Raw genomic sequence first — 20,121 nt, forward strand, 5'->3', positions numbered from 1 at the left:
ATTCGGATCAGTACGAAAGACGCTCTCGACATATTGAGCGATCCTTTCCAGCCCAGCCAGCCCCAGGGAATGGAGCAAACGAGTGAATCGCAGTTACGCCCTACGAAAGAACGAACTTATCGAACATCTAGCCGCCACGGTCGACCTGCCAAAACGCTCGGTCGCCGCCGTACTGGAAGCGCTTGGCATGCACGTACAACGCTCGTTACCGCAAGGTAACCACGTCACGCTGCCAGGCATTGGCCGACTCAAGACCATCATTCAGTTGGAACGATGCGATGACCCGGACACGGGCGAGTCGGCCGTTGCGCCTACGCGAGTCATGGTCAAGTTCACAGCCACTCGCGCCCTGCAGGAAGAAATCGAGACCGGGCGCTACCTGAGCACGGCATTGCCACAGTTGAGCACTTGCGCCGATCCAGATGACAGCTAAGCCGGGGACGGGTTAAGCGCCGCATGCACTGCTGCAATGACCGCCGCGCCCTCGCCGACGCCCGCCGCAACGCGCTTGATCGAGCCTGCGCGCACATCGCCTACCGCAAAAATTGCAGGCTTGCTGGTGGCGTAAGCGGATGCTGCACCAAAGTTGCCCGCCTCCGGCCCCGTACACACGAACCCTTTGGCATCTAGTCTGAGACAGCCAGCGAGCCAATCTGTATTGGGCTCGGCCCCGACCATCACGAAGACGTTGCCGATATGGCGGGTTTGCACAGTCGCATCAGTATGCTGCTGCCAGGTCACGGTACGCAGCCTGTCATCGCCAGCAAGACCGGTGATGCGTGTTCGTGCATGCAAGCTGATACGGGAAGACTGCTCGATTCGCTGCACCAGGTAATCGGACATGGTTGCCGCCAGACCGTCGGCGCGCACCAGCAAATGAACATGCGCGGCGATACGAGAAAGAAACACGGCCGCCTGCCCCGCCGAATTGCCACCACCGACGACTATGATTTCTTCATTACGGCAAAGCTGCGCTTCCATCGGAGTGGCCGCATAATGAATGCCCTGGCCTTCGAACCGTTCATAGTCAGGAACGTCCAGTTTGCGGTAGCGCGCGCCGGTTGCCACCACGATGCTGCGAGCCTCTATCACCTGCCCACCCTCGAGCACCAAGCGGTAGGGACGCTCCGAACAATCGATCCCCGTGACATGCCTGGAGATGGCCAATCTCGCGCCAAATTTCTGAGCCTGAGCCTGCGCCCGTCCCGCTAATGCCTGGCCTGAAATACCTGTCGGGAATCCGAGATAATTTTCGATCCGCGACGATGTGCCTGCCTGTCCACCAGGGGCCATGCCTTCGATAACAATCGTATCGAGCCCTTCGGAGGCGGCATAAACCGCCGCCGCAAGCCCGGATGGACCGGCGCCCACTACTGCGACATCATGGACACGACCAGGCTCGATTGCTTCCGTCAATCCCAACTGATCGGCAAGTTCGCCTGTCGAAGGGTTCTTCAACAGACCACGATCGGGAGTCACGATCACGGGCAATTGCTCGGGCGTGATATCGAAATGCCTGACCCATTCCAGAGCGTCGCCTTCCGACTCGCTATCGAGCAGACGGTGAGGAAACCCATTGCGCACGAGAAAACGCTGCAAACGCAAGGTATGCGCAGCATGCGCCGGACCGATCAACACGACGCCACCACCACCAAGCCGAATCAAGCCAACACGGCGCAAGATGAACGCACGCATGATGATTTCGCCGATATCCGTTTCCGCAGATACGAGTCGGCGAAATTGCTCACGCGAAATTCGAATCAGCCGTGTCGGCGCCGCCGCCAACCCTGACACCAGGATGCGCCGCTGATTGAAATGATCCATTTCGCCGCTGAATTGGCCGGGGCCATGCGTAGTGACTGGGCGCGGACTATTCTGCGCATCCAGATCGAAAACCTGGATACCCCCCTCCAGTACGAAGAAAAAATCAACGCCGCGTTGCCCGCGCTCAAACAACAGCGTGCCTGCAGAAACAAATTCCTCTCGACCGTAACCGACAATGCGTCGCGCCATATCGTCATCCAGGCGCGGAAATCGCTGGGCGTCACGATCTTGCAGGTCGCGAACATCGATCTCGGGCAGTTCTGGTAAAGGGCGAATCATCGAATCGCTCATCGACACCCTCTTTACGCCAACCCGTGGAAGGCTCCAAGGATAAGCCCCAGGAGCCCTCAAGGATATCGTGCTTAGCGCGATGGCTGGACCTGCACCGAAACGGGGGCGTCCAAGGCCTGCGCCGATCGCCCCAAGCTAAAAGCGTAAGCGCCCCCACGAACCACCCAGCGATGCTGTTCAGTATTGAAATCTGCCAGCCGCCGCGATTCAAGCGGCACGGTCACTGTGCGCTCCTCGCCAGGTTGCAAAAAGATCTTCGCATATCCAGCCAAGCGACGAACCGGGCTTCCGGGCACTTGCACGTAGACCTGCACCACGTCGGCACCGGCACGCTGGCCAGTATTGCGGACCGAAACCTTCGCCTGCAGCTTGCCCGCGTCGATGGCAAGCGTGCCATGCTCGAATTGTGTATAGGACAGGCCAAATCCAAAGGGAAACAGGGGCTCGATGCCGCGCCTCTGATACCAGCGATACCCGACGTCCGCACCTTCGATGTTGTAGTCGACGGACTTGGGCGCCTCCCCCCCGGCGGCACCGGGCAGTTCCGGGCGTGGCAGTTGCGAAAGATCCTTGGGCCAGCTGAAGGGTAGACGCCCGGACGGGTTGACCTTGCCGGACAACAGATTGGCAATGCCCGTTCCGCCGTCGCCGCCGGGATACCAGGTCTCCAGCACGGCACCCACCTGCCCCAACCACGGCATCGTGATCGGGTTGCCATTTTCCAAGATCACCACCGTATGAGGATTAGCCTTGGCGACCGCGGTCACTAGGGCGTCTTGTTGATCGGGCAAGCCAAGGTCGGTCCAATCGACCGATTCGGCCGCCCACTTCTGCACGAACACCACAGCAACTTGGGCTTTTTTGGCCAACGCGGCAGCAGTTGCCACATCCGTGCCATCGGCGAAGCTCACCTGTGCAGCCGGCGCCATCTTGCGCAAGGCAGCCAGCGGCGCATACGGGTGGTATACGATCGGCCCGGGCCATTGCAGCGGAGCAAGCCCAGGCACCGCATTGCCTCCTTTGGCCCGTACCGTGGAAGAACCACCACCGGCCATGACCCCTTTGTCGGCGTGCGCGCCAATGACAGCTAGCGACTTGAGGCGAGCCACATCCAGGGGAAGCAAGGCATTCTGGTTACGCAGCAACACTGCACCCGATTCCAGCGTGTGACGTGCCACGGCCAGATCGGCCTGCTCATTGATTGGCCGCTTGGCCGTCTCATCGAACAGACCGGCCGCGAACATGCTGCGCAGGATGCGATGAACCATGTCGTCCAGACGGGCTTGTTTCACCTCGCCGCTGGCGACGGCCTGGCGCAGCGGCGTGTCGAAAAACACTTGGTCATCAAACGCCTCGGCCGCCGATTCCTGGTCCAGACCCGCATTGACTGCCTTGACCGCGCTATGGTCGCCGCCCCAATCGGACATGACAAAACCTGGATAATGCCAATCCTGCTTGAGCACCTGGTTGAGCAGATAGTCGTTCTCGCACGCCCAATCGCCGTTGAGCTTGTTGTACGAACACATTACCGAACCGGGCTTGCCCCGCTCGATCGCCAGTTCGAAGGCAAGCAGATCGGATTCGCGCATGGCTTTTTCATCGAGCTTGACATCGATCGTATTGCGCGCGGTCTCCTGATCGTTGACTGCATAGTGCTTGATCGTCGAGATGATGTGTTGGCTTTGCACGCCGGCAATCGTGGCACCCACGATGGTTCCGGCAAGCAGAGGATCCTCGCCGGCATACTCGAAATTCCGGCCGTTGCGTGGCTCACGCATCAGGTTGATACCACCGGCCAGGAGCACATTGAAGCCCTTGGCGCGCGCCTCCGCACCGATCATCGCGCCACCGCGATAAGCGACTTGAGGGTCCCAGCTTGCCGCAGTCACTGGGCCGGCCGGCAAAGGTGTCGCGCTGTCGCCAGGGCGCAAGGCGTCGGAATTGGCTACGCCCAGTCCTGCGTCGCTCTCCTGCAAGGCAGGAATTCCCAATCTTGCGATCGCCGGCACATAGCCAGCAGAACCGATGAAACCCGGCGGAACCGGCTTCTGCGACGGCTTGTGCGGTCCGGCGCCAGCAAAGTAGCTGCGTATGAGCTGAAACTTCTCGTCCTGGGTCATTTGCGCTTCCAACAACCTGGCCCGAGCATCTGGATTCAATCCGGCATCGCTCCATGGATGGCCAGCCGGCATCGGCCCGGCATGTGCCGAAGCAAACGCTACTGATATGACCCATGCCAGCCCCAACCGCGCAAGACCCTTCATCGCCGCACCTCCATCGTGTCGCAGATTCTTGAGCTTAACCGCTCGCCTCGTTCAGGCATACCGGTCAGCCAAGCCATCGGGCAACAAGCCGGTTGCTCGTTTCACTCGATGGCCTGATCAGCTGGTTGAGCGCCGTGTCCCCAGACTTAGCATTTCTGCATTGCGCTGGGCTATTTTGCATCTCGCGTAGAAATGCATTAACGCCCTACCCGTTTTTACGCCAATCGAGCAGTGTCTCGCCTAGCTCGGTAAATCTGCAGGCGCATTGCCAGCAAGCGCCCTTGCACAACATGCGCCGGACGGAGATCGACACGGCCATACGCATCGCTCTGGGCTGCAGATCCTTGAACAAAAGCAAGCCATATTCCCGCTTTCGCGAAACTTAAGCGACGTTTTTGATCGATCGAAAATTCGCCGGGCGTCCAGCGCGCAAATGTTTGCGATGCGCTATCTGTGATCACGCTCAGGGAAACGCATATTGCCCATTGGCGACGCAAAAACCTGTGCTAGCGTTCGCCCCCGCACTCGGCCCTTCATGAATCACATTCGAGTGCATGAACGCCATCGCACAACAACCGCACCTGGCTTCATTGTCGCGTCGATAGCGTCATTCCATCGCGCCGGTGATCTACCGGTCGTTCAATTCAACTCGAGGACATACGATGCAGGCTAAATGGCTTACTGCAGTGATTTCTCTTGCGTGTGCGTCGTCCATGAGCATCGGTGTGGCATGGGCCACATCACCCGCTCAGAACGATGCTCATGGCTACGCGCTTCGCACATCGACAACCTTTCCGTGCAACAACAATCAATTCCTGCAAGACCAGCAGTTGTTCGAGAACGGCGAAATCAGCGATGACCAGGAAGAAAACGTTTGCGGCACGGTCACGCAGGTACTCCCGGCCAAGCACACCCGCAGCGGAAACCACGGCTATTTCTATGTCCAGGTCGCCCCGGATGTCGTCATCGAGATCGTCTCCGACCTCGATCAGATGAACGCACCTAAGTGGCCCTGGGTGCATGTCGGCGATAGCGCCACAGTCAAGGGACGGTATTACTACGACAACGACAGCAGTCAGGGCATCGACTGGACGCACCACGGCACCAGCAATTCCTGGCCCTATGCAGGTTACGTCGTGATCAATGGGAAGCAATACCAGTAGTCAGCATCAAGGGGCGAGGGATGAGTAGCGAGGGCGCCAGTACGAATGCCTACCAATGACATGTCATTGGCATGTGTCACGCAAGTTGAAACACGAAGCGAGTTTTCGAACTTGCGTCCTCGCTACTCGCCCCTCGCTCTTGAAAAACTTGCGCGAATCTTTCAACAACAGGCGCAAGACATCCATCCACATAAAGAAACACAACAAGCTTATGCGCGTCGTTGATGCACTAATGCAATGAATTTGATTTACGCGTCACATTTTCATTCATGCAATGGATCGCGACGGTGGGGTGTCCTCCATGCAGGGCGTCTTTATGAGTGATGTCGCCGCAGTCGCCTGCGTCACGCATTCGCAAGGACGCGCGATGGTTTTCCAGGAAAACAACTACCACTCGCTGGAGAAACACGCCCATGAAGTTCGTCTCCTTCTGCAAAACCCCTCAGAGTGAAGTCAATTTCGCACGTTTCGTACCCGCACTCATCTTTGCAGGCACCTTGTTCTGTGGCTTCCAGGCCCAGGCAGCCGGTCAGGTCTCCTCTGGCATCAATCGCATCATGCGCGCACAGGTGCCCGAAGTAGTCAGCACCGGCATTGCCTCGCGCGTAAGCGACACGCAAAACAGCCGGCATCTGAAACTGGCCTTGAATCTTCCACTGCGCAACGAAGACGAACTCGATGCATTGATCAGAGACATCTACGATCCATCAAGTCCCAATTACCATCATTACCTATCCGTACAGGAATTCACCGACCGCTTTGCGCCGACGCAGGCCGATTATGACGCCGTGGTCGGCTGGGCACAGGTCAATGGATTCAATGTCACCCATACCGCACCAAATCGCCGCCTGGTCGACGTAGAGGCGCCGGTGGATGTCATCAATCGCGCCTTGCACATCAAGCTCACCAATTACCGGCACCCGACCGAGAACCGCAACTTCTATGCGCCCGATCGTGAGCCAACGGTGGATCTAGGTGTCTCGCTATTGAAGATCACCGGCTTGACCGACGTCACCCTGCCGCACAATCACATGAAGCGCGGCTCCATCGCACAGGAAATGAGGGCCTTGGCCAAGGCCAGTGGATCGGGCCCTTCCGGCAACTACACGCCCACGGACATCCGCAAGGCGTACTACGGCTCAGGCTCCCTCAACGGTGCCGGTCAGACCGTGGCGGTCTTTTCGTTCGAAGGCTACAAGGCTAGCGATCTGACGCTGTTCTACAGCCAGACTGGCACGCCCACCACCGTGCCAGTGAAGAACGTACTGGTCAACGGCTTCAGCGGTTCATGCGGCCGCAATTGTGATGATGGCGAACAGATCCTGGACATCGGCAACGTGATCGGGGTGGCGCCCGGCCTGAAGCAGGTATTGTTCTATGAAGGCGATAGCGCGACCGATGTGCTCAACCAGATGGCAACCGACAATACTGCCAAGGTGATCAGCAGTTCCTGGGGCGGCGGTGATTTCGGCAGCGCGGACGATCCGATCTACAAGCAGTTCGCCGCGCAGGGCCAGACCTATTTGAACGCCAGTGGCGATGACGGCGCATACAACTCCCAGACCTGGGATGCCCCATCGCTCGATCCAAACATCCTCGACGTGGGCGGCACATCACTCAAGACCAATGGTGCCGGCGGCGCCTGGGTCTCGGAAACCGGCTGGGGCGACACCTCGCCGGACGGCCTTTATGGTGCCAGCGGCGGTGGTTTCTACAGCCGCGCCGGTTACTCGATCCCCGCCTACCAAAGTCAGGCAGGCGTGATCACCTCGACCAACAAGGGATCAACCACCCTGCGAAACGACCCGGACATCGCCCTGGAAGCAGACTTCGACAATGTCACGATTTCCCAGGGTCAACTGGAAACCGGCGTGGCCGGCACCAGCTATGCCGCACCGCGCTGGGCAGGCCTGCTCGCCCTGGCCAACCAGCAGTCCGTAGCGGCCGGTCATGGCACCGTGGGCTTTATCAACACCAAGCTCTACCAGTTGGCGCTGAGCTCCAGCTATCGCAGCTTGTTCCATGACGTGACCAGCGGCAATAACCGTCCCGCCGCAGGTAGCGGTAGCGGCTTCAACGCGGTGGCCGGGTTCGACCTGGTCACCGGCTGGGGCAGCCCGATCGGACCGGCTTTCATCAATGCGTTGACTACTCCGTGACCTGAGTCTTGCCAGGTTCACCCTGATGCCCCGGCGGCACACACCGTCCGGGGCGTCTCACTGCTTGGAGGAGGGAAATGGCGACACAAAGTTCAGCGTCGCGTTGAATCGCGGCTTTTCGAAAGGCAAAGACGCGGTCTCGAAACCTCAGCTTCTCGGATCAACGCCCACAACCTGCCTCCCATCCCCGCCTAAAGAACCAACGCCATCGGCCGATACCCCTCGTGAGCCGGGATGGCTTCGCGCCTTGCGACCCTCTCGGTGGAGTCACCACACGAGAATCGTATGTTCCAATCAGCTCCCAACCTGGATTTCCTGAAAGCCGCGTGGTCGGCGTTGTCCAGCATCAGCTCCCGGCAACCCGGGCCTGATTATGGCGCCCCTGGACTCAGTTTTCAGCGCATCAATCACTCCACCATTATCCGCAAGGGCGACGTACAGCTGGCCACCATGCCGCTGCACTATTCCCGTAACGAATTGCGCGTGGGCTTCCTTGGTCGCATCGAGAACGAAGTGCGCAAAGCCGTGGCCGAACTGGAAACGGTGCTCATGCACACTCTCGAACTCCCCGAAGGCCATCGCCTGGCCGTGGAACTGGAAGAAGGCATGCGTGCGCTTCGTCGTAGCGCAAATCGCATGCTGACCATCGTGGCGTATCCCGAACATGACGCCAACCCCAAGACATCCGTCGTCGTGGAGATGCGGGTATTCCTGGACTCGCCGCGCGCATGCCTATTCGCCTATCACCTGGACGAACAGGGTGACGTGCGCACCGATCTGCTTGTCGATGCCGCCAAGCGTGCGCGCATGCCACGCGCCCGAAGCTACGGCCAACTCGGCCAGCAGATCGCCCAAACGCTCAATAGCGTATTGGCTGACTTACCGAGCGCCGCAACAGCTTGAGGTCGATCGCATTGGCCATGGCCTGCATACCGGCGGCATTCGGATGCAGGTGGTCGCCAGAGTCGTAAACTGAGCGCATGCGCCCCGGATGCGAAGGATCGCGAATGGCTGAGTCGAAATCCACGACACCATCAAATGCTCCGCTTTCACGAATCCATTGATTGCAAGCCACACGGATGGCTTCGCCAGCACGGGAATAATAGCCGGCGCCCTCATCTGGCAGGATGGTTCCTCCCAGAATGCGTACGCCATGTGCGTGCGCCTGTCGAATGATTTGTCGATATGCCTCGATCAAAGCGTGGCTCGTCAGCGGCTTTCCATCGGGGCCGGCGTTGTTGCCAATGTCATTGATGCCTTCCATCAGTATCACCGCACCGACGCCCGGTTGTTCCAGGGCATCATGGGCAAAGCGATCCAGTGCGCTGACTCCCGATGCATCGCCGTGCACACGATTCAGGACACGATTACCGCTGATGCCAGCATCAACGACCGCCATGGGCATGTTCGATGCAGCCAGCCGACGTGCCAGGAAATCAGGCCAGCGTGCATAAGCACCCTTGGGCGTATTGTACCCATCGGTGATCGAGTCGCCGAACGCCACAACGGTACCGGGCACCGTCGACACAGCATCGACTCCTGATAATACGTACCACGAAGTACTCGTTTTCCTGCCCGCCGGCATGGTAATTTCCGCAGCATGGTCACCTGAACCACCCGGCATCAGGTACGTCGTGTCAAAAGCATCGCCATGCCAGGTTGAGCCACCTCCCGCATGCCGGATGTAAATACTCACGAGCAGATTCTGTCCAGCCGCTACAGACAAGTCGACCGGATCGCTCACGATATCCTCGCCCGCTGCAATCGTGATGCTCTTTGCTCGCCCGACAGTTACCGCGCGCATGCTGCCCTTGGTCGCCGACGAGTCCCTTTCCTGCAAAGCAATCGTCACCGCGCCGAGGGTCAACGGCTGGTCGCCATAGCGATTGGAAAGATGGATGCGCAGTTGCGACCCGGCAACACTGGGATGCACCGTCATGCGCACGGTCTGATCGTCGAGAGCCGGCCCACCCGGAGCCATCGCCGGCGACCACAGGGCCACACGCTGCCCGGCAGCGAGGGCTGATGCACTCTCGCTCATGCCAAGCAGCCCCATGGACAGGAGCAGTATGGCTTTACCAATCATGCGTCATCCTCATCGCGTCTTGTGATCCTGGATGTTAACCGACCACCGAAGGCAGCTGCCTATGATCAGCAGATGCAGGAGCCTTTAACGGGCATCAGCAGGCCGGGCCGCACAGGTCTGCGTCGTTGCCCTGGAACCGGCCCAGGAGAGATCTGCGCGAGGCGCGATCACGATGAGATCCAGGTCGGGTGCGAAGCCATCTGGGTTAGGGTTGCCCATTTCAACAGTGTTGTTACCCGCCTTCAGGGCTACATGGATGATGGCCGGCACCGGATCATCGAACGTGCTGCCACGTAGCACCCATTGCCGCGGCGCTTTCTGGTTTACCGTCACATAAAGCGTGCGCTCGCCGCTTGTGGCGTAATCGATCTCCATTACGGAGACACCCGCACTCGGCACACGAATATGCTCGAAGATGATGCTATTGCCTGGGCCGCCGCCGAGGTTGCCCACCTTGGACAAGCCGGACGCGTCATTGCTGAATCCTGCCGTCGCCGTGCCCCCTAGCAATGAGGACTGCCGCATGCAGCCAAACGATTGTCGCGGCGCAATATTTCCGGTACCGGAGCTGGGCTGCTTGCCGCTTGCCTGCGACAACGATACCTCCGACTTCGCCGTGCCGACGAACGACCACCACGAAGGCGAACCCTAAGCCAACATGCTCGGCAACCTCACGATTGCCTTCGCGACATCGTCGTCACGACGACTGCTGGTGACACCATGCATGTCGGCCAAGACCCGCTGATTGCGTGCCCACACAGCCGCCGAGTAGCCCCCCCCTGGCGCACCGGGCAGCCATGGGGCGCTCGGATCACCAGCGCCGCGCCAATCCGCGATCAAGTCGCTCCCGCTCTAGCGGGATTCCAAGGCGCGATTGACCCGTAGGGCGATCAGCGTGCAGGCCACGCCAGAAAGTAGATACACGCTCACCGCGACCAGACCAAAGCGCGATGACAAGCCAAGCGCAACGAGCGGCGCGAAAGCTGCGCCAATCAGCCAGGCCATGTCCGTGGTAAGAGCCGCACCCGTATAGCGGAAATGGGGCTGAAAGTTGGAGGTCACCGTGCCGGCAGCTTGCCCGTAGGACAAGCCAAGTAACGCGAAACCCACCAGGATGAAAGCGTCTTGCGCCACACGGCCGCCACCAAGCAACCATGGCGCGAACAGGCTGAAGATTCCGATCAGCACGGCCAGTGAGCCCAGGGTATTTCGGCGTCCAACGCGATCAGCGATCGAACCTGAAATGATGGTGCATGCAATGCCGATGAGGCCACCAACCACCTGCACGCTCAGCACCTGGCTGATACTCTGCTCGGTACCTAGTGAAATCCACGATAACGGAAACACAGTGACCAGGTGGAACAGGGCGTAGCTTGCCAGCGCTGCGAATGCACCAAGAAAAAGGTTATATCCCTGCCCTTGCAGCAACTCCAGGGTGCCGATCGGCTCCAGTTCGCGCTCTTCCAGCATGCGCGTGTATTCCTCAGTCGCCACCAGCCGCAAACGGGCAAACAGAGCTACCACGTTGATCGCGAAGGCCACGAAGAACGGATAGCGCCAACCCCAGTCGGTAAAATCTTCCCCAGCCAGATGCGTATACAAGTAGAGAAATAGCGAGCTGGCGATGACGAACCCTATCGGTGCGCCGGTCTGGCCTATCATCGCGTACCAGCCGCGCTTCTCGATCGGCGCATTCAGCGCAAGCAGCGACGGCAGGCCATCCCATGAGCCTCCTAGCGCCACGCCTTGCAGGAAACGGAAAAAGGCGAGCAGGCCAATCGACCAGCCGCCCAGCGTGGCATAGCCCGGCAAGAACGCCATGCCAGCCGTTGCGGTGCCAAGCAAGAAAAGTGCCGCGGTAAGCTTGGTACTGCGGTCCCAGCCGCGCTGTACGGCCATGAAGATCGTCGTGCCCAGCGGACGCGCAACGAAGGCAAGTGGAAAAATCGTGAAGGCGTAGAGGATGCCGGTGAGCTTGTCCTCGAAGGGAAAGAACACCGAAGGGAACACAAGCACAGCGGCGATGCCGAACACAAAGAAGTCGAAATATTCCGAGGCGCGGCCAATCACCACACCGATGGCGATCTCTCCCGGCCGCACCGCACCGTGGTCATCCACGTGCCGCGCCGCCTCTTCCGAGGTAAGCGTCCCTGGATGATCGAAGCTGCTCGACATGCTTGCGTCTCCTTCGAGTCTCACGCCACAGTCTACGGGTGTAACATCACAAATGCATGCTACCCCTTGTGGGACATTATGTCCTATGTTTTATGCACGTTCACTCGCGTATTTTACTCGGGTGCTTTTTTCGGGATGCGTCGCCGGCCATGTCCATGAAGCCTCTGAGGGGTCCGCTACTCGCCACCACCTTGCTCCTGGCAGGTTGCCAGACGGTGCTGATGTCGCCCTCCGGCGACGTAGCCGTGCAACAGCGCAACCTCATCGTCAACGCCTTGCTGCTGATGCTGCTGATCATCGTGCCGGTGATCGCGCTCACGCTTTTGTTCGCATGGCGCTACCGGGCCTCCAATACCAAGGCACGCTACACTCCCGATTGGGATCACTCAGTATTGCTAGAGCTGCTGATCTGGTCGGCTCCCCTGCTGATCATCATCGCCCTGGGTGCCCTGACATGGGTGAGCACGCACAAGCTCGACCCTTATCGATCGCTCGACCGCATTTCCGCACACCAACCCATGCCTGCCGATGCGCGTCCACTGGAAATCGACGTCGTCGCGCTGGACTGGAAATGGCTGTTCATCTATCCCGAACAGGGCATCGCCACAGTCAATGAGGTGGCTGCGCCGGTCGATCGCCCGATTCGTTTCAACATCACCGCATCCACCGTGATGAACTCGTTTTTCATCCCAGCCCTTGCCGGCCAGGTGTATGCCATGCCCGGCATGCAGACCCAGCTTCACGCGGTCATCAACAAACCCGGGCAGTTCGAGGGCTTCTCGGCCAACTATAGCGGTGCGGGCTTTTCCGGGATGCACTTCGTGTTCCACGGTGTAAGCGAGCAGGATTTCAAACAATGGGTAAACCAGGCCAAGCAGACCGGCGGCAAGCTCGACCGCGACACCTACCTCAAGCTCGAACAGCCCAGCCAGAACGAGCCGGTACGACGCTACGCCAGCGTCGCACCCAAACTCTACAACGCCATCCTTGATCGTTGCGTCGAGTCCAATCGCATCTGCCAGAGCGACATGATGAGCCTCGACGCCCAGGGGGGCCAGGGTATTCCCGGTGCACTCAACGTGACCTCACTGGACGGCGTCACACGCGAGCGGCTTGGCCTTGCCAGTGCACCTGTGGCGCGCTATGTGGGCGCGATGTGCTCGGCCAATGATCCCCTTGAAGTGTCTTCGGCCCGTGCCGTTGTCCACTAAACGCTCTTTTCAGCAAGGTGTCCCATGATGCTGTCTGATCGCACCGACTTCACCAGGCTGATTTTCGGCCGTCTTAGCTGGGATGCCATCCCGCTGCATGAGCCGATCCTGCTTTGGACGTTCATCGCGGTGGCCGTGGGCGGCATTGCCGTGCTGGGACTGGTGACCTACTTCAGGCTGTGGGGTTACCTATGGCGTGAATGGTTCACCAGTATCGATCACAAGAAGATCGGCATCATGTACATGGTGCTTGGCCTGGTGATGCTGTTGCGCGGCTTTTCCGACGCCATCATGATGCGCCTGCAACAAGCCATCTCATTTGGCCATAACCTCGGCTATCTGCCTCCGCACCATTACGACCAGATCTTCACCGCCCATGGTGTGATCATGATCTTCTTCGTGGCCATGCCCTTGGTGACAGGCCTGATGAACTTCGTGGTACCACTCCAGATCGGGGCGCGCGATGTAGCATTCCCGTTCCTCAACAACTTCAGTTTCTGGATGACCACCAGCGGCGCAGTGCTGGTGATGATGTCCCTGTTCGTGGGCGAGTTCGCACGTACCGGCTGGCTGGCTTACCCGCCACTGTCCGGCATTGCGCAAAGTCCTGACGTCGGCGTGGATTACTACATATGGTCGTTGCAGATAGCCGGTATCGGCACCTTGCTATCTGGCGTCAACCTGCTTGTGACCATCGTCAAAATGCGCGCCCCTGGCATGAACATGATGAAGATGCCGATCTTCACCTGGACATCCCTATGCACGAACGTGCTGATCGTTGCGGCGTTCCCCGTGCTCACGGCCGTGCTGGCCCTGCTGGCGCTGGATCGCTATGCGGGCACCAATTTCTTCACCAACGACTTTGGCGGCAACGCCATGATGTACGTGAACCTGATCTGGATCTGGGGCCATCCGGAGGTCTACATCCTGATTGTGCCCGCCTTCGGCGTATTCTCCGAGGTGGTCTCCACCTTTGCCGGCAAGCGCCTGTTTGGCTACACCTCGATGGTATACGCCACGGTGGTCATTACCGTGCTTTCCTACCTGGTTTGGCTGCATCACTTCTTCACCATGGGTGCCGGGGCCAGCGTCAATTCGTTCTTCGGCATCACCACCATGATCATCTCGATTCCGACCGGGGCGAAGATTTTCAATTGGCTGTTCACCATGTACCGGGGCCGTATCCGCTTCGAAGTGCCCATGCTGTGGACGGTCGGCTTCATGGTTACTTTCGTCATCGGTGGCATGACAGGCGTGATGCTGGCCGTACCACCGGCGGATTTCTCCCTGCATAACAGCCTGTTCCTGATCGCACATTTCCATAATGTAATCATTGGCGGCGTGCTATTCGGTCTGTTTGCCGGCATCAATTACTGGTTCCCGAAGGCGTTCGGCTTCAAGCTCGATCCATTCTGGGGCAAGTGCTCGTTCTGGCTATGGTTGATTGGTTTCTATTTCGCCTTCATGCCCCTGTACGTGCTGGGCCTGATGGGCGTCACGCGACGCCTTAGTCATTTCGAGGACAGCTCGCTACAAATCTGGTTCCAACTGGCGGCCTTCGGTGCACTGCTGATCGCACTTGGCATTGCCAGCACCCTGATCCAGTTCGTAGTCAGCTTCCGCCGCCGTGAGGCCTTGCGCGATCATGATGGCGACCCGTGGAATGGCCGCACATTGGAATGGTCCACCTCTTCGCCACCACCAGCCTACAACTTTGCCTTCACTCCGATGGTGCACGAAACCGATGCGTGGTGGCAGATGAAGCGGCTGGGCTACCAGCGTCCCACCGAAGGCTTCGGACCGATCCACATGCCCAAGAACACGGGAGCCGGCATCATCCTGGCGGGCATCAGCACGGTCATCGGCTTCTCGATGATCTGGCACATGTGGCTAGTGGTGATTCTCGCTTTTGTGGCCCTGATGGCGGTCGCCGTCGGCCACACCTTCAATTATCACCGTGACTACTACATCCCCGCCGATGAGGTATCGCGCGTGGAAGCCTTCCGCACGGAGCAGCTCGCCAGCCATGTCTGATACCACGCTCGCGATAACCGACACGCAAGGCTCGCCAGGCAAGCTCAGCTTCCATGTAACCGGCGAACACCATCCGCAGAATGGCACGCTGCTGGGGTTCTGGATCTACCTGATGAGCGATTGCCTCATCTTCGCCTGCTTGTTCGCCTGTTATGGGGTGCTGGGGCGAAACTATGCTGGCGGCCCTTCTGGCAAGGATCTATTCGAACTTCCAATCGTAGCGCTCAACACCTCGCTGCTGCTGTTGTCGTCCATCACGTATGGCTTTGCCATGCTGGAAATGCAACGCCAGCGCCAGCGCGCCACCCAGGCGTGGCTGGCACTGACCGGCCTGCTCGGCGCAGGATTTCTGTTCTTCGAACTACAGGAATTTGCCCACCTGATCCATATCGGCGCGGGCCCGGGACGTAGCGCGTTCCTATCGTCGTTCTTCACCCTGGTGGGTACACACGGATTGCATGTCACCTTCGGCATCGTGTGGTTGATCGTGCTGATGATCCAAGTCGGCCAGAGAGGCTTGGTTCCCGAGAACCGGCGGCGACTCATGTGTCTGTCGATGTTTTGGCACTTTCTGGACGTGGTCTGGGTTGGCGTCTTCAGCTTCGTGTACCTGATGGGAGTACTGCCATGAGCGCACCGACCGATGTCGCGCTGCACGGCCACGATGGCCACGGCCATGAAGACCACCACGACGAGGATACCCCGCACGCCTCATTCAAGGGCTACATGACCGGCTTCGTGCTGGCCGTGATCCTTACCGCCATTCCCTTTGCCGTCGTGATGACGGGAGGCTTCGCCAAGCCGGGCATGACGGCGTTACTGGTGCTGGGCTTTGCCGCTGTCCAGATCGTGGTCCACATGATCTATTTCCTGCACATGAACACCAAGTCGCAGGGCGGCTGGAACATGCTCGCGCTGATCTTCACCATTGTGCTGGTGGTGATCGCGCTCTCGGGTTCGATCTGGGTCATGTATCATCTGAATCACAATATGATGCCGGCAAGCGCGCACGACATGTCCAACTTGCCCTAGAGCGCCCTCGAAAGATATTCCATGCCTGCCACTCCCGATGAACCACGTGCCCCTCGCGGACTGTTTTCGCTTGCCCTGTGGGTGATCTTTGGCACGATCATATTCGCAGGGTTCGTCGCATTGGGTACCTGGCAGGTACATCGGCGCGCCTGGAAGCTCGATCTGCTCGAACGCATCGACACACGCATCCATGCCCCGGTGATAGCCGCACCCGCTTCATCGCAATGGCCGCATGTCACCGCGGCCGGCGACGAATATCGCCACGTGAGCGCCAGTGGCTCGTATCTATATGACAAACAGGTTCTGGTCTGGACGTCGAGCGATCTGGGCAGCGGCTACTGGGTCATGACGCCACTTCGCGCAGACGATGGCTCGATCATCATGGTCAACCGCGGCTTCGTACTGGCCGACAGTTGCAAGGAGGCCGCCAGTTGCGCCCCCGGTGCAACCGGGTCGGTCACCGTGACCGGTCTGCTGCGCATGCCCGAGCTCAAGGGGTTCCTGCGCCACAACGACCTGGTGGCGGATCGCTGGTACACCCGTGACGTTGCCGCCATGGCTTCGGCTCGCAAGCTGCCGCCAGTAGCCCCTTACTTCATCGATGCCGATGCGCCGGCGGGGCCGCAACCGGATCATTCATGGCCTCGCGCCGGCCTGACAGTGGTGTCATTCCCCAACAACCACCTGCAATACGCCATCACCTGGTATGTGCTGGCGTTGCTGACGGTAGTGGGTGTCAGTTACGTGGTTCGCGACGGCCTGCGTTCACGCCAGCACGCCGCCGATTGATCGACAGCAACGCCGGGGTCAGGCCAGCGGCTTGATCTTGATGTTGCGAAACCACAGTCGGATCGGCAGTTCACCCTTGTCCTCAGTACCCTGGAGCGAAATATGCCCCTTGTGATACTTGGCGAAGCCGGGCATGCGTGCGAACTTGGTGTGCGAAACCAGCGCATTCCAGCCGGCATCCCAAAAATGCGTATCCACGACCTTGTGGCCGTTCTGGAAGAATTGCACGTGGCCGTGGTCGGCAACGATCTCGAACTGGTTCCAGTTGCCTGCTTCGCGCACCCGTTCCACATCTGAGGAGATCAGGTCGAACAGATCACCTGATCGCTCGTACAGCACCTGGCTGTCGGGCTTGGTGCAGACCAGATCGGCAATCTGCATTTCCGGCCCGGTCTCGTAGGTCTCGTGATATTCGGGCGACTCATGGACATCGAACATGACGCCACCGTCCGCGCACGGCGTCATCTTCCATTCCAGCTTGAGATCGAAGTTTTCATATTCGGCCGCGGTGACGATATCGGCGAAATCCTTCTCATCCCCGGTATGACCACGTTCGAGCATGATGGCGCCGTCGCTGACGCTCCAGTCTTTGCCGGGCCTGGCTTGCAGGTACGAATGCCAGCCATCGAGGTTCTTGCCATTGAACAACAGTTGCCAGCCGTCGGCTCGCTCCTGCGCAGTCAGCGCATTGAGCATGGCGTCATCGGCAACGGCCGATAGCGAGCAGGAAGCGGCAAGCAAGGCGACGAACAAGATCGAAAGGCGCACGGCAGTCCCCGGGAATGAAGTCCGGGCGATTTTTGCATCGATCCAAATCCAGCCGTTAGTGACCTTCGGCACAGGCAGGAACTTGCGTCACACTGGCGCGTGGTAAGCACGCGGCGAGGACACTCGCGGATCGGCGAAGATATGGATTTCCACCGCTCGCTGCTGTCGCCGCTCATCTGGCGCTGGCACTTGCACATCAATGTTGCCGCCCGCGTACGAATGCACGTAGTGGATCATGCCTGGGGCGCCGTGACGCTCCGGCTGCCGGCACAGTTCATAACGTTGGATCAGGTGTTCCACGCTCACACCTGATGCCGGATTGAGATAGAGCGTCAGCCGGATGACCGCCTGCGTGCTGTCGATCACTTCGACGTCCACCTGCTCAAGGATGTCCTGTGCCGACAGACTATCGCCGAAGCGGTAGGTCGTCGTGCGATACCCTCCGAAGCTCAAGGCAGCATCGGAAGTGCGACTGATGGTCTTGCCCAGGTAAAGCGGCCCAACCAGCGCACGCAGGTCCTCCAGATAAATCGGCCTGGCACCGGAAAGGTCAGCCTGCAAGGCATCGAAATAGGTGGTCACCAACATACTGGCTCCATCGATCCGATTCGCCGCCCGGCCACATGCTGCGGCCGGGCGGCCATGCTCATCTCGTCAGAACGACACGGTCAAGGTCAGACGCGCCGATTGATCCTTGGCATGCCCGGCAAACTGACCGAAGTATCCCGCATCCAGCGTGGTATTGCGGCCCAGTGGCGCACGCAAGCCGAGTTCGGCGATACCCGCGTTTTCCGCTACCGCCGCACCGCGAATGCCAAAGCTCGGGCCGCCATCGACGAAGCGCTCGGTACGGGTCGCCTGGGTATCGCCCCAGGCATGTTGCCATCCTACCCCGGCGTATCCACGGATACCGTAGCCACCCAACGCCACGCTACCACGCAGGCCCAGGGTGCCCACGGTCTGGTTAGCGGTGGAAGCGCGAAACGCCAGGTCTGCCGAGCTGCCCTGCTCGTTGAAGGCATCCGTATGCACCTGGATTCGCGCCAGATTGACGTACGGCTCCAGCGTGGTGAACTGACCGAACGGAATCGCGTAGCCGCCTTCCATGTACGCTTGCGCGGTGTGCGCGTCATAATCGCTGTTGGCACTCCCGTAGAAACCGGGGAAGCTGATCGAACGATGACCACGAATATCCTGCCAGGCGTAGGTCACGCCGCCACGCAAACGGAATGCACCCCACTCGGTATTGCCATAGATGCCCGCGTAAGTACTGTGTGCCTGCGTGGTCGACCCAAGGTCATCGACGCGAGTCGAATCCTGTCCCCGACCCACCAGCACGCCGATGCGTGACTGGTCCAGCGGCAGATCCGCGCCGATCACGATGCCACTGCCATTGGACTGCAGCTCAGCGGCATTGCCATCGCTGTCGTGATCGGACCAGTGACCCCAGCCGGTCGTCCACACCGTCACGCCGTTGGGCGTTTCACCCTGTGCCGTCTGGCCACCGTAGTCGATCCCCAGCAAATGCTGGTTGACCACGCTACGCAATTGACGACCACTGTCGAACAGCCCGGTCTGTGTACCGGCATGCACTTCGCCGGAGAGCTGATCCAGCGCGTGCCGGGCCTGATCGGGCGTGAGCAACACCAGGGCCGAGTACACCGGACTATCAAAGGTCAGTCCATCTACGCCCGTCGCGGTGTTGTGTTCGTTGGGTGTGGTGGCGACATCGACGAAGTTCACCGCACTACGCTGCAACGACAGCCTTACCTCGTTGGTCGTGTAGTCCAGTGTCGGGGTCAAGAAGGTGAGGTTCGATTGCACACCATCGAACCGGCCCGTGACGCCCTGCGCCCCCGTGAGGATGGCGTACTCGGTCAGCGGCTTGTAGTCACCGGCATTGACCACCACCACGGAACTGCCGCCCTCGATCGTTACCGTGCCCTCCGCTGCGATCTGGCTGCTCTGTCCTTGCGGAGTGGCGACCACTTGGAACAACGAATTCCTGCGAAAGGTCACGTTGCCCATCACGTCGAGCGGATCGCTCGTGCTGGTCGGCATGACCGTGCCCGACAAATCCAGGCTGCCGATCGTCCCGGTACCACCGAACATCGCGCCGCCGGAAACCACTACGTTGCCAGCAAGCATCGCGCTGGGATGCGCCATATCGCCTACCTGCAGCATGCCCGACTGGACATTTACCGTGCCGTCGAACGGATTGCTGCCGGTGATGAGCAAGTTACCGCTGCCTTGCTTGGTCAGACTGCCGCTGCCACTGATGCTGCCGCCGAAGCTGCCGTCGCTGTTCTGGTTGAACACCAGTGA

At 59.6% G+C, this 20,121-nt stretch carries 18 protein-coding genes; 9 read left to right on the forward strand and 9 right to left on the reverse strand.

Annotated features, from left to right (window positions below; all coding sequences use genetic code 11):
* The first annotated feature begins 82 nt into the window (after nucleotides 1-82).
* On the forward strand, nucleotides 83-433 hold the full coding sequence (locus tag VF436_RS20155; RefSeq protein ID WP_330905844.1) for an HU family DNA-binding protein: 351 nt from the start codon (nucleotides 83-85) through the stop codon (nucleotides 431-433).
* Here the strand turns inward: VF436_RS20155 and VF436_RS20160 are convergent.
* Both VF436_RS20160 and VF436_RS20165 read right to left on the reverse strand, forming a co-directional pair.
* A complete protein-coding gene (locus VF436_RS20160; protein WP_330905845.1) occupies nucleotides 430-2,115 on the reverse strand; it encodes an FAD-dependent oxidoreductase in 1,686 nt (561 codons plus the stop codon). The genes VF436_RS20155 and VF436_RS20160 overlap by 4 nt on opposite strands.
* A gap of 71 nt (nucleotides 2,116-2,186) precedes the next feature.
* On the reverse strand, nucleotides 2,187-4,361 hold the full coding sequence (locus VF436_RS20165) for a beta-glucosidase (protein ID WP_414649887.1): 2,175 nt from the start codon (nucleotides 4,359-4,361) through the stop codon (nucleotides 2,187-2,189).
* Nucleotides 4,362-5,092: 731 nt separating this feature from the next.
* On the opposite strand from VF436_RS20165, the gene VF436_RS20170 reads away from it, so the two are divergent.
* A complete protein-coding gene (locus VF436_RS20170; RefSeq protein WP_330905846.1) occupies nucleotides 5,093-5,542 on the forward strand; it encodes a hypothetical protein in 450 nt (149 codons plus the stop codon).
* A gap of 229 nt (nucleotides 5,543-5,771) precedes the next feature.
* Here the strand turns inward: VF436_RS20170 and VF436_RS20175 are convergent, their stop codons facing one another.
* Nucleotides 5,772-5,957 (reverse strand): hypothetical protein, encoded by a 186-nt coding sequence (locus tag VF436_RS20175; protein WP_330905847.1) that lies wholly within the window; start codon nucleotides 5,955-5,957, stop codon nucleotides 5,772-5,774.
* On the opposite strand from VF436_RS20175, the gene VF436_RS20180 reads away from it, so the two are divergent.
* Both VF436_RS20180 and VF436_RS20185 read left to right on the forward strand, forming a co-directional pair.
* On the forward strand, nucleotides 5,956-7,701 hold the full coding sequence (locus VF436_RS20180; RefSeq protein ID WP_330905848.1) for a S53 family serine peptidase: 1,746 nt from the start codon (nucleotides 5,956-5,958) through the stop codon (nucleotides 7,699-7,701). The genes VF436_RS20175 and VF436_RS20180 overlap by 2 nt on opposite strands.
* A gap of 285 nt (nucleotides 7,702-7,986) precedes the next feature.
* A complete protein-coding gene (locus VF436_RS20185; protein WP_330905849.1) occupies nucleotides 7,987-8,604 on the forward strand; it encodes a hypothetical protein in 618 nt (205 codons plus the stop codon).
* On the opposite strand, the gene VF436_RS20190 is transcribed toward VF436_RS20185, so the two are convergent.
* The 3 genes from VF436_RS20190 to VF436_RS20200 all read right to left on the reverse strand — a co-directional run bounded on the left by VF436_RS20190 (nucleotide 8,561) and on the right by VF436_RS20200 (nucleotide 11,962).
* Nucleotides 8,561-9,787, reverse strand: a complete 1,227-nt coding sequence (locus tag VF436_RS20190; protein ID WP_330905850.1) for an SGNH/GDSL hydrolase family protein — start codon at nucleotides 9,785-9,787, stop codon at nucleotides 8,561-8,563. The genes VF436_RS20185 and VF436_RS20190 overlap by 44 nt on opposite strands.
* Before the next feature lie 84 nt (nucleotides 9,788-9,871).
* Entirely contained in the window at nucleotides 9,872-10,384 is a 513-nt protein-coding gene (locus VF436_RS20195; RefSeq protein WP_330905851.1) for a hypothetical protein, read from the reverse strand.
* A 255-nt stretch (nucleotides 10,385-10,639) separates the two neighbouring features.
* Nucleotides 10,640-11,962, reverse strand: a complete 1,323-nt coding sequence (locus tag VF436_RS20200; protein ID WP_330905852.1) for an MFS transporter — start codon at nucleotides 11,960-11,962, stop codon at nucleotides 10,640-10,642.
* A gap of 155 nt (nucleotides 11,963-12,117) precedes the next feature.
* Here VF436_RS20200 and cyoA point away from each other — a divergent pair, with 155 nt between their 5' ends.
* From cyoA to VF436_RS20225, 5 genes are read left to right on the forward strand one after another with little or no spacing between them, the layout of a single operon-like run.
* Complete coding sequence (gene cyoA / locus VF436_RS20205) at nucleotides 12,118-13,173, forward strand: ubiquinol oxidase subunit II (RefSeq protein WP_330905853.1); 1,056 nt, start codon at nucleotides 12,118-12,120, stop codon at nucleotides 13,171-13,173.
* 24 nt (nucleotides 13,174-13,197) lie between these two features.
* Entirely contained in the window at nucleotides 13,198-15,207 is a 2,010-nt protein-coding gene (gene cyoB / locus VF436_RS20210; RefSeq protein ID WP_330905854.1) for a cytochrome o ubiquinol oxidase subunit I, read from the forward strand.
* Complete coding sequence (cyoC, locus tag VF436_RS20215; protein ID WP_330905855.1) at nucleotides 15,200-15,838, forward strand: cytochrome o ubiquinol oxidase subunit III; 639 nt, start codon at nucleotides 15,200-15,202, stop codon at nucleotides 15,836-15,838. The genes cyoB and cyoC overlap by 8 nt, the downstream gene beginning before the upstream one ends.
* A complete protein-coding gene (cyoD, locus tag VF436_RS20220; protein WP_330905856.1) occupies nucleotides 15,835-16,239 on the forward strand; it encodes a cytochrome o ubiquinol oxidase subunit IV in 405 nt (134 codons plus the stop codon). The genes cyoC and cyoD overlap by 4 nt, the downstream gene beginning before the upstream one ends.
* 21 nt (nucleotides 16,240-16,260) lie before the next feature.
* Nucleotides 16,261-17,028, forward strand: coding sequence for an SURF1 family protein (locus VF436_RS20225; protein WP_330905857.1), 768 nt, complete (start codon nucleotides 16,261-16,263; stop codon nucleotides 17,026-17,028).
* Between the two features lie 18 nt (nucleotides 17,029-17,046).
* Here VF436_RS20225 and VF436_RS20230 read toward each other — a convergent pair whose 3' ends face one another.
* The 3 genes from VF436_RS20230 to VF436_RS20240 form a co-directional block, all read right to left on the reverse strand.
* The gene (locus VF436_RS20230; protein ID WP_330905858.1) at nucleotides 17,047-17,796 is read right to left on the reverse strand and encodes a DUF1080 domain-containing protein; all 750 of its coding nucleotides are present in this window, start codon (nucleotides 17,794-17,796) and stop codon (nucleotides 17,047-17,049) included.
* An 87-nt stretch (nucleotides 17,797-17,883) separates the two neighbouring features.
* Entirely contained in the window at nucleotides 17,884-18,384 is a 501-nt protein-coding gene (locus VF436_RS20235; RefSeq protein ID WP_330905859.1) for a hypothetical protein, read from the reverse strand.
* A gap of 66 nt (nucleotides 18,385-18,450) precedes the next feature.
* The coding region (locus VF436_RS20240) for an autotransporter domain-containing protein (RefSeq protein ID WP_330905860.1) at nucleotides 18,451-20,121 on the reverse strand (1,671 nt) is incomplete at its 5' end.

Origin of the sequence: Dyella sp., from assembly GCF_036384435.1 — a bacterium.
Lineage (GTDB): Bacteria > Pseudomonadota > Gammaproteobacteria > Xanthomonadales > Rhodanobacteraceae > GSA-30.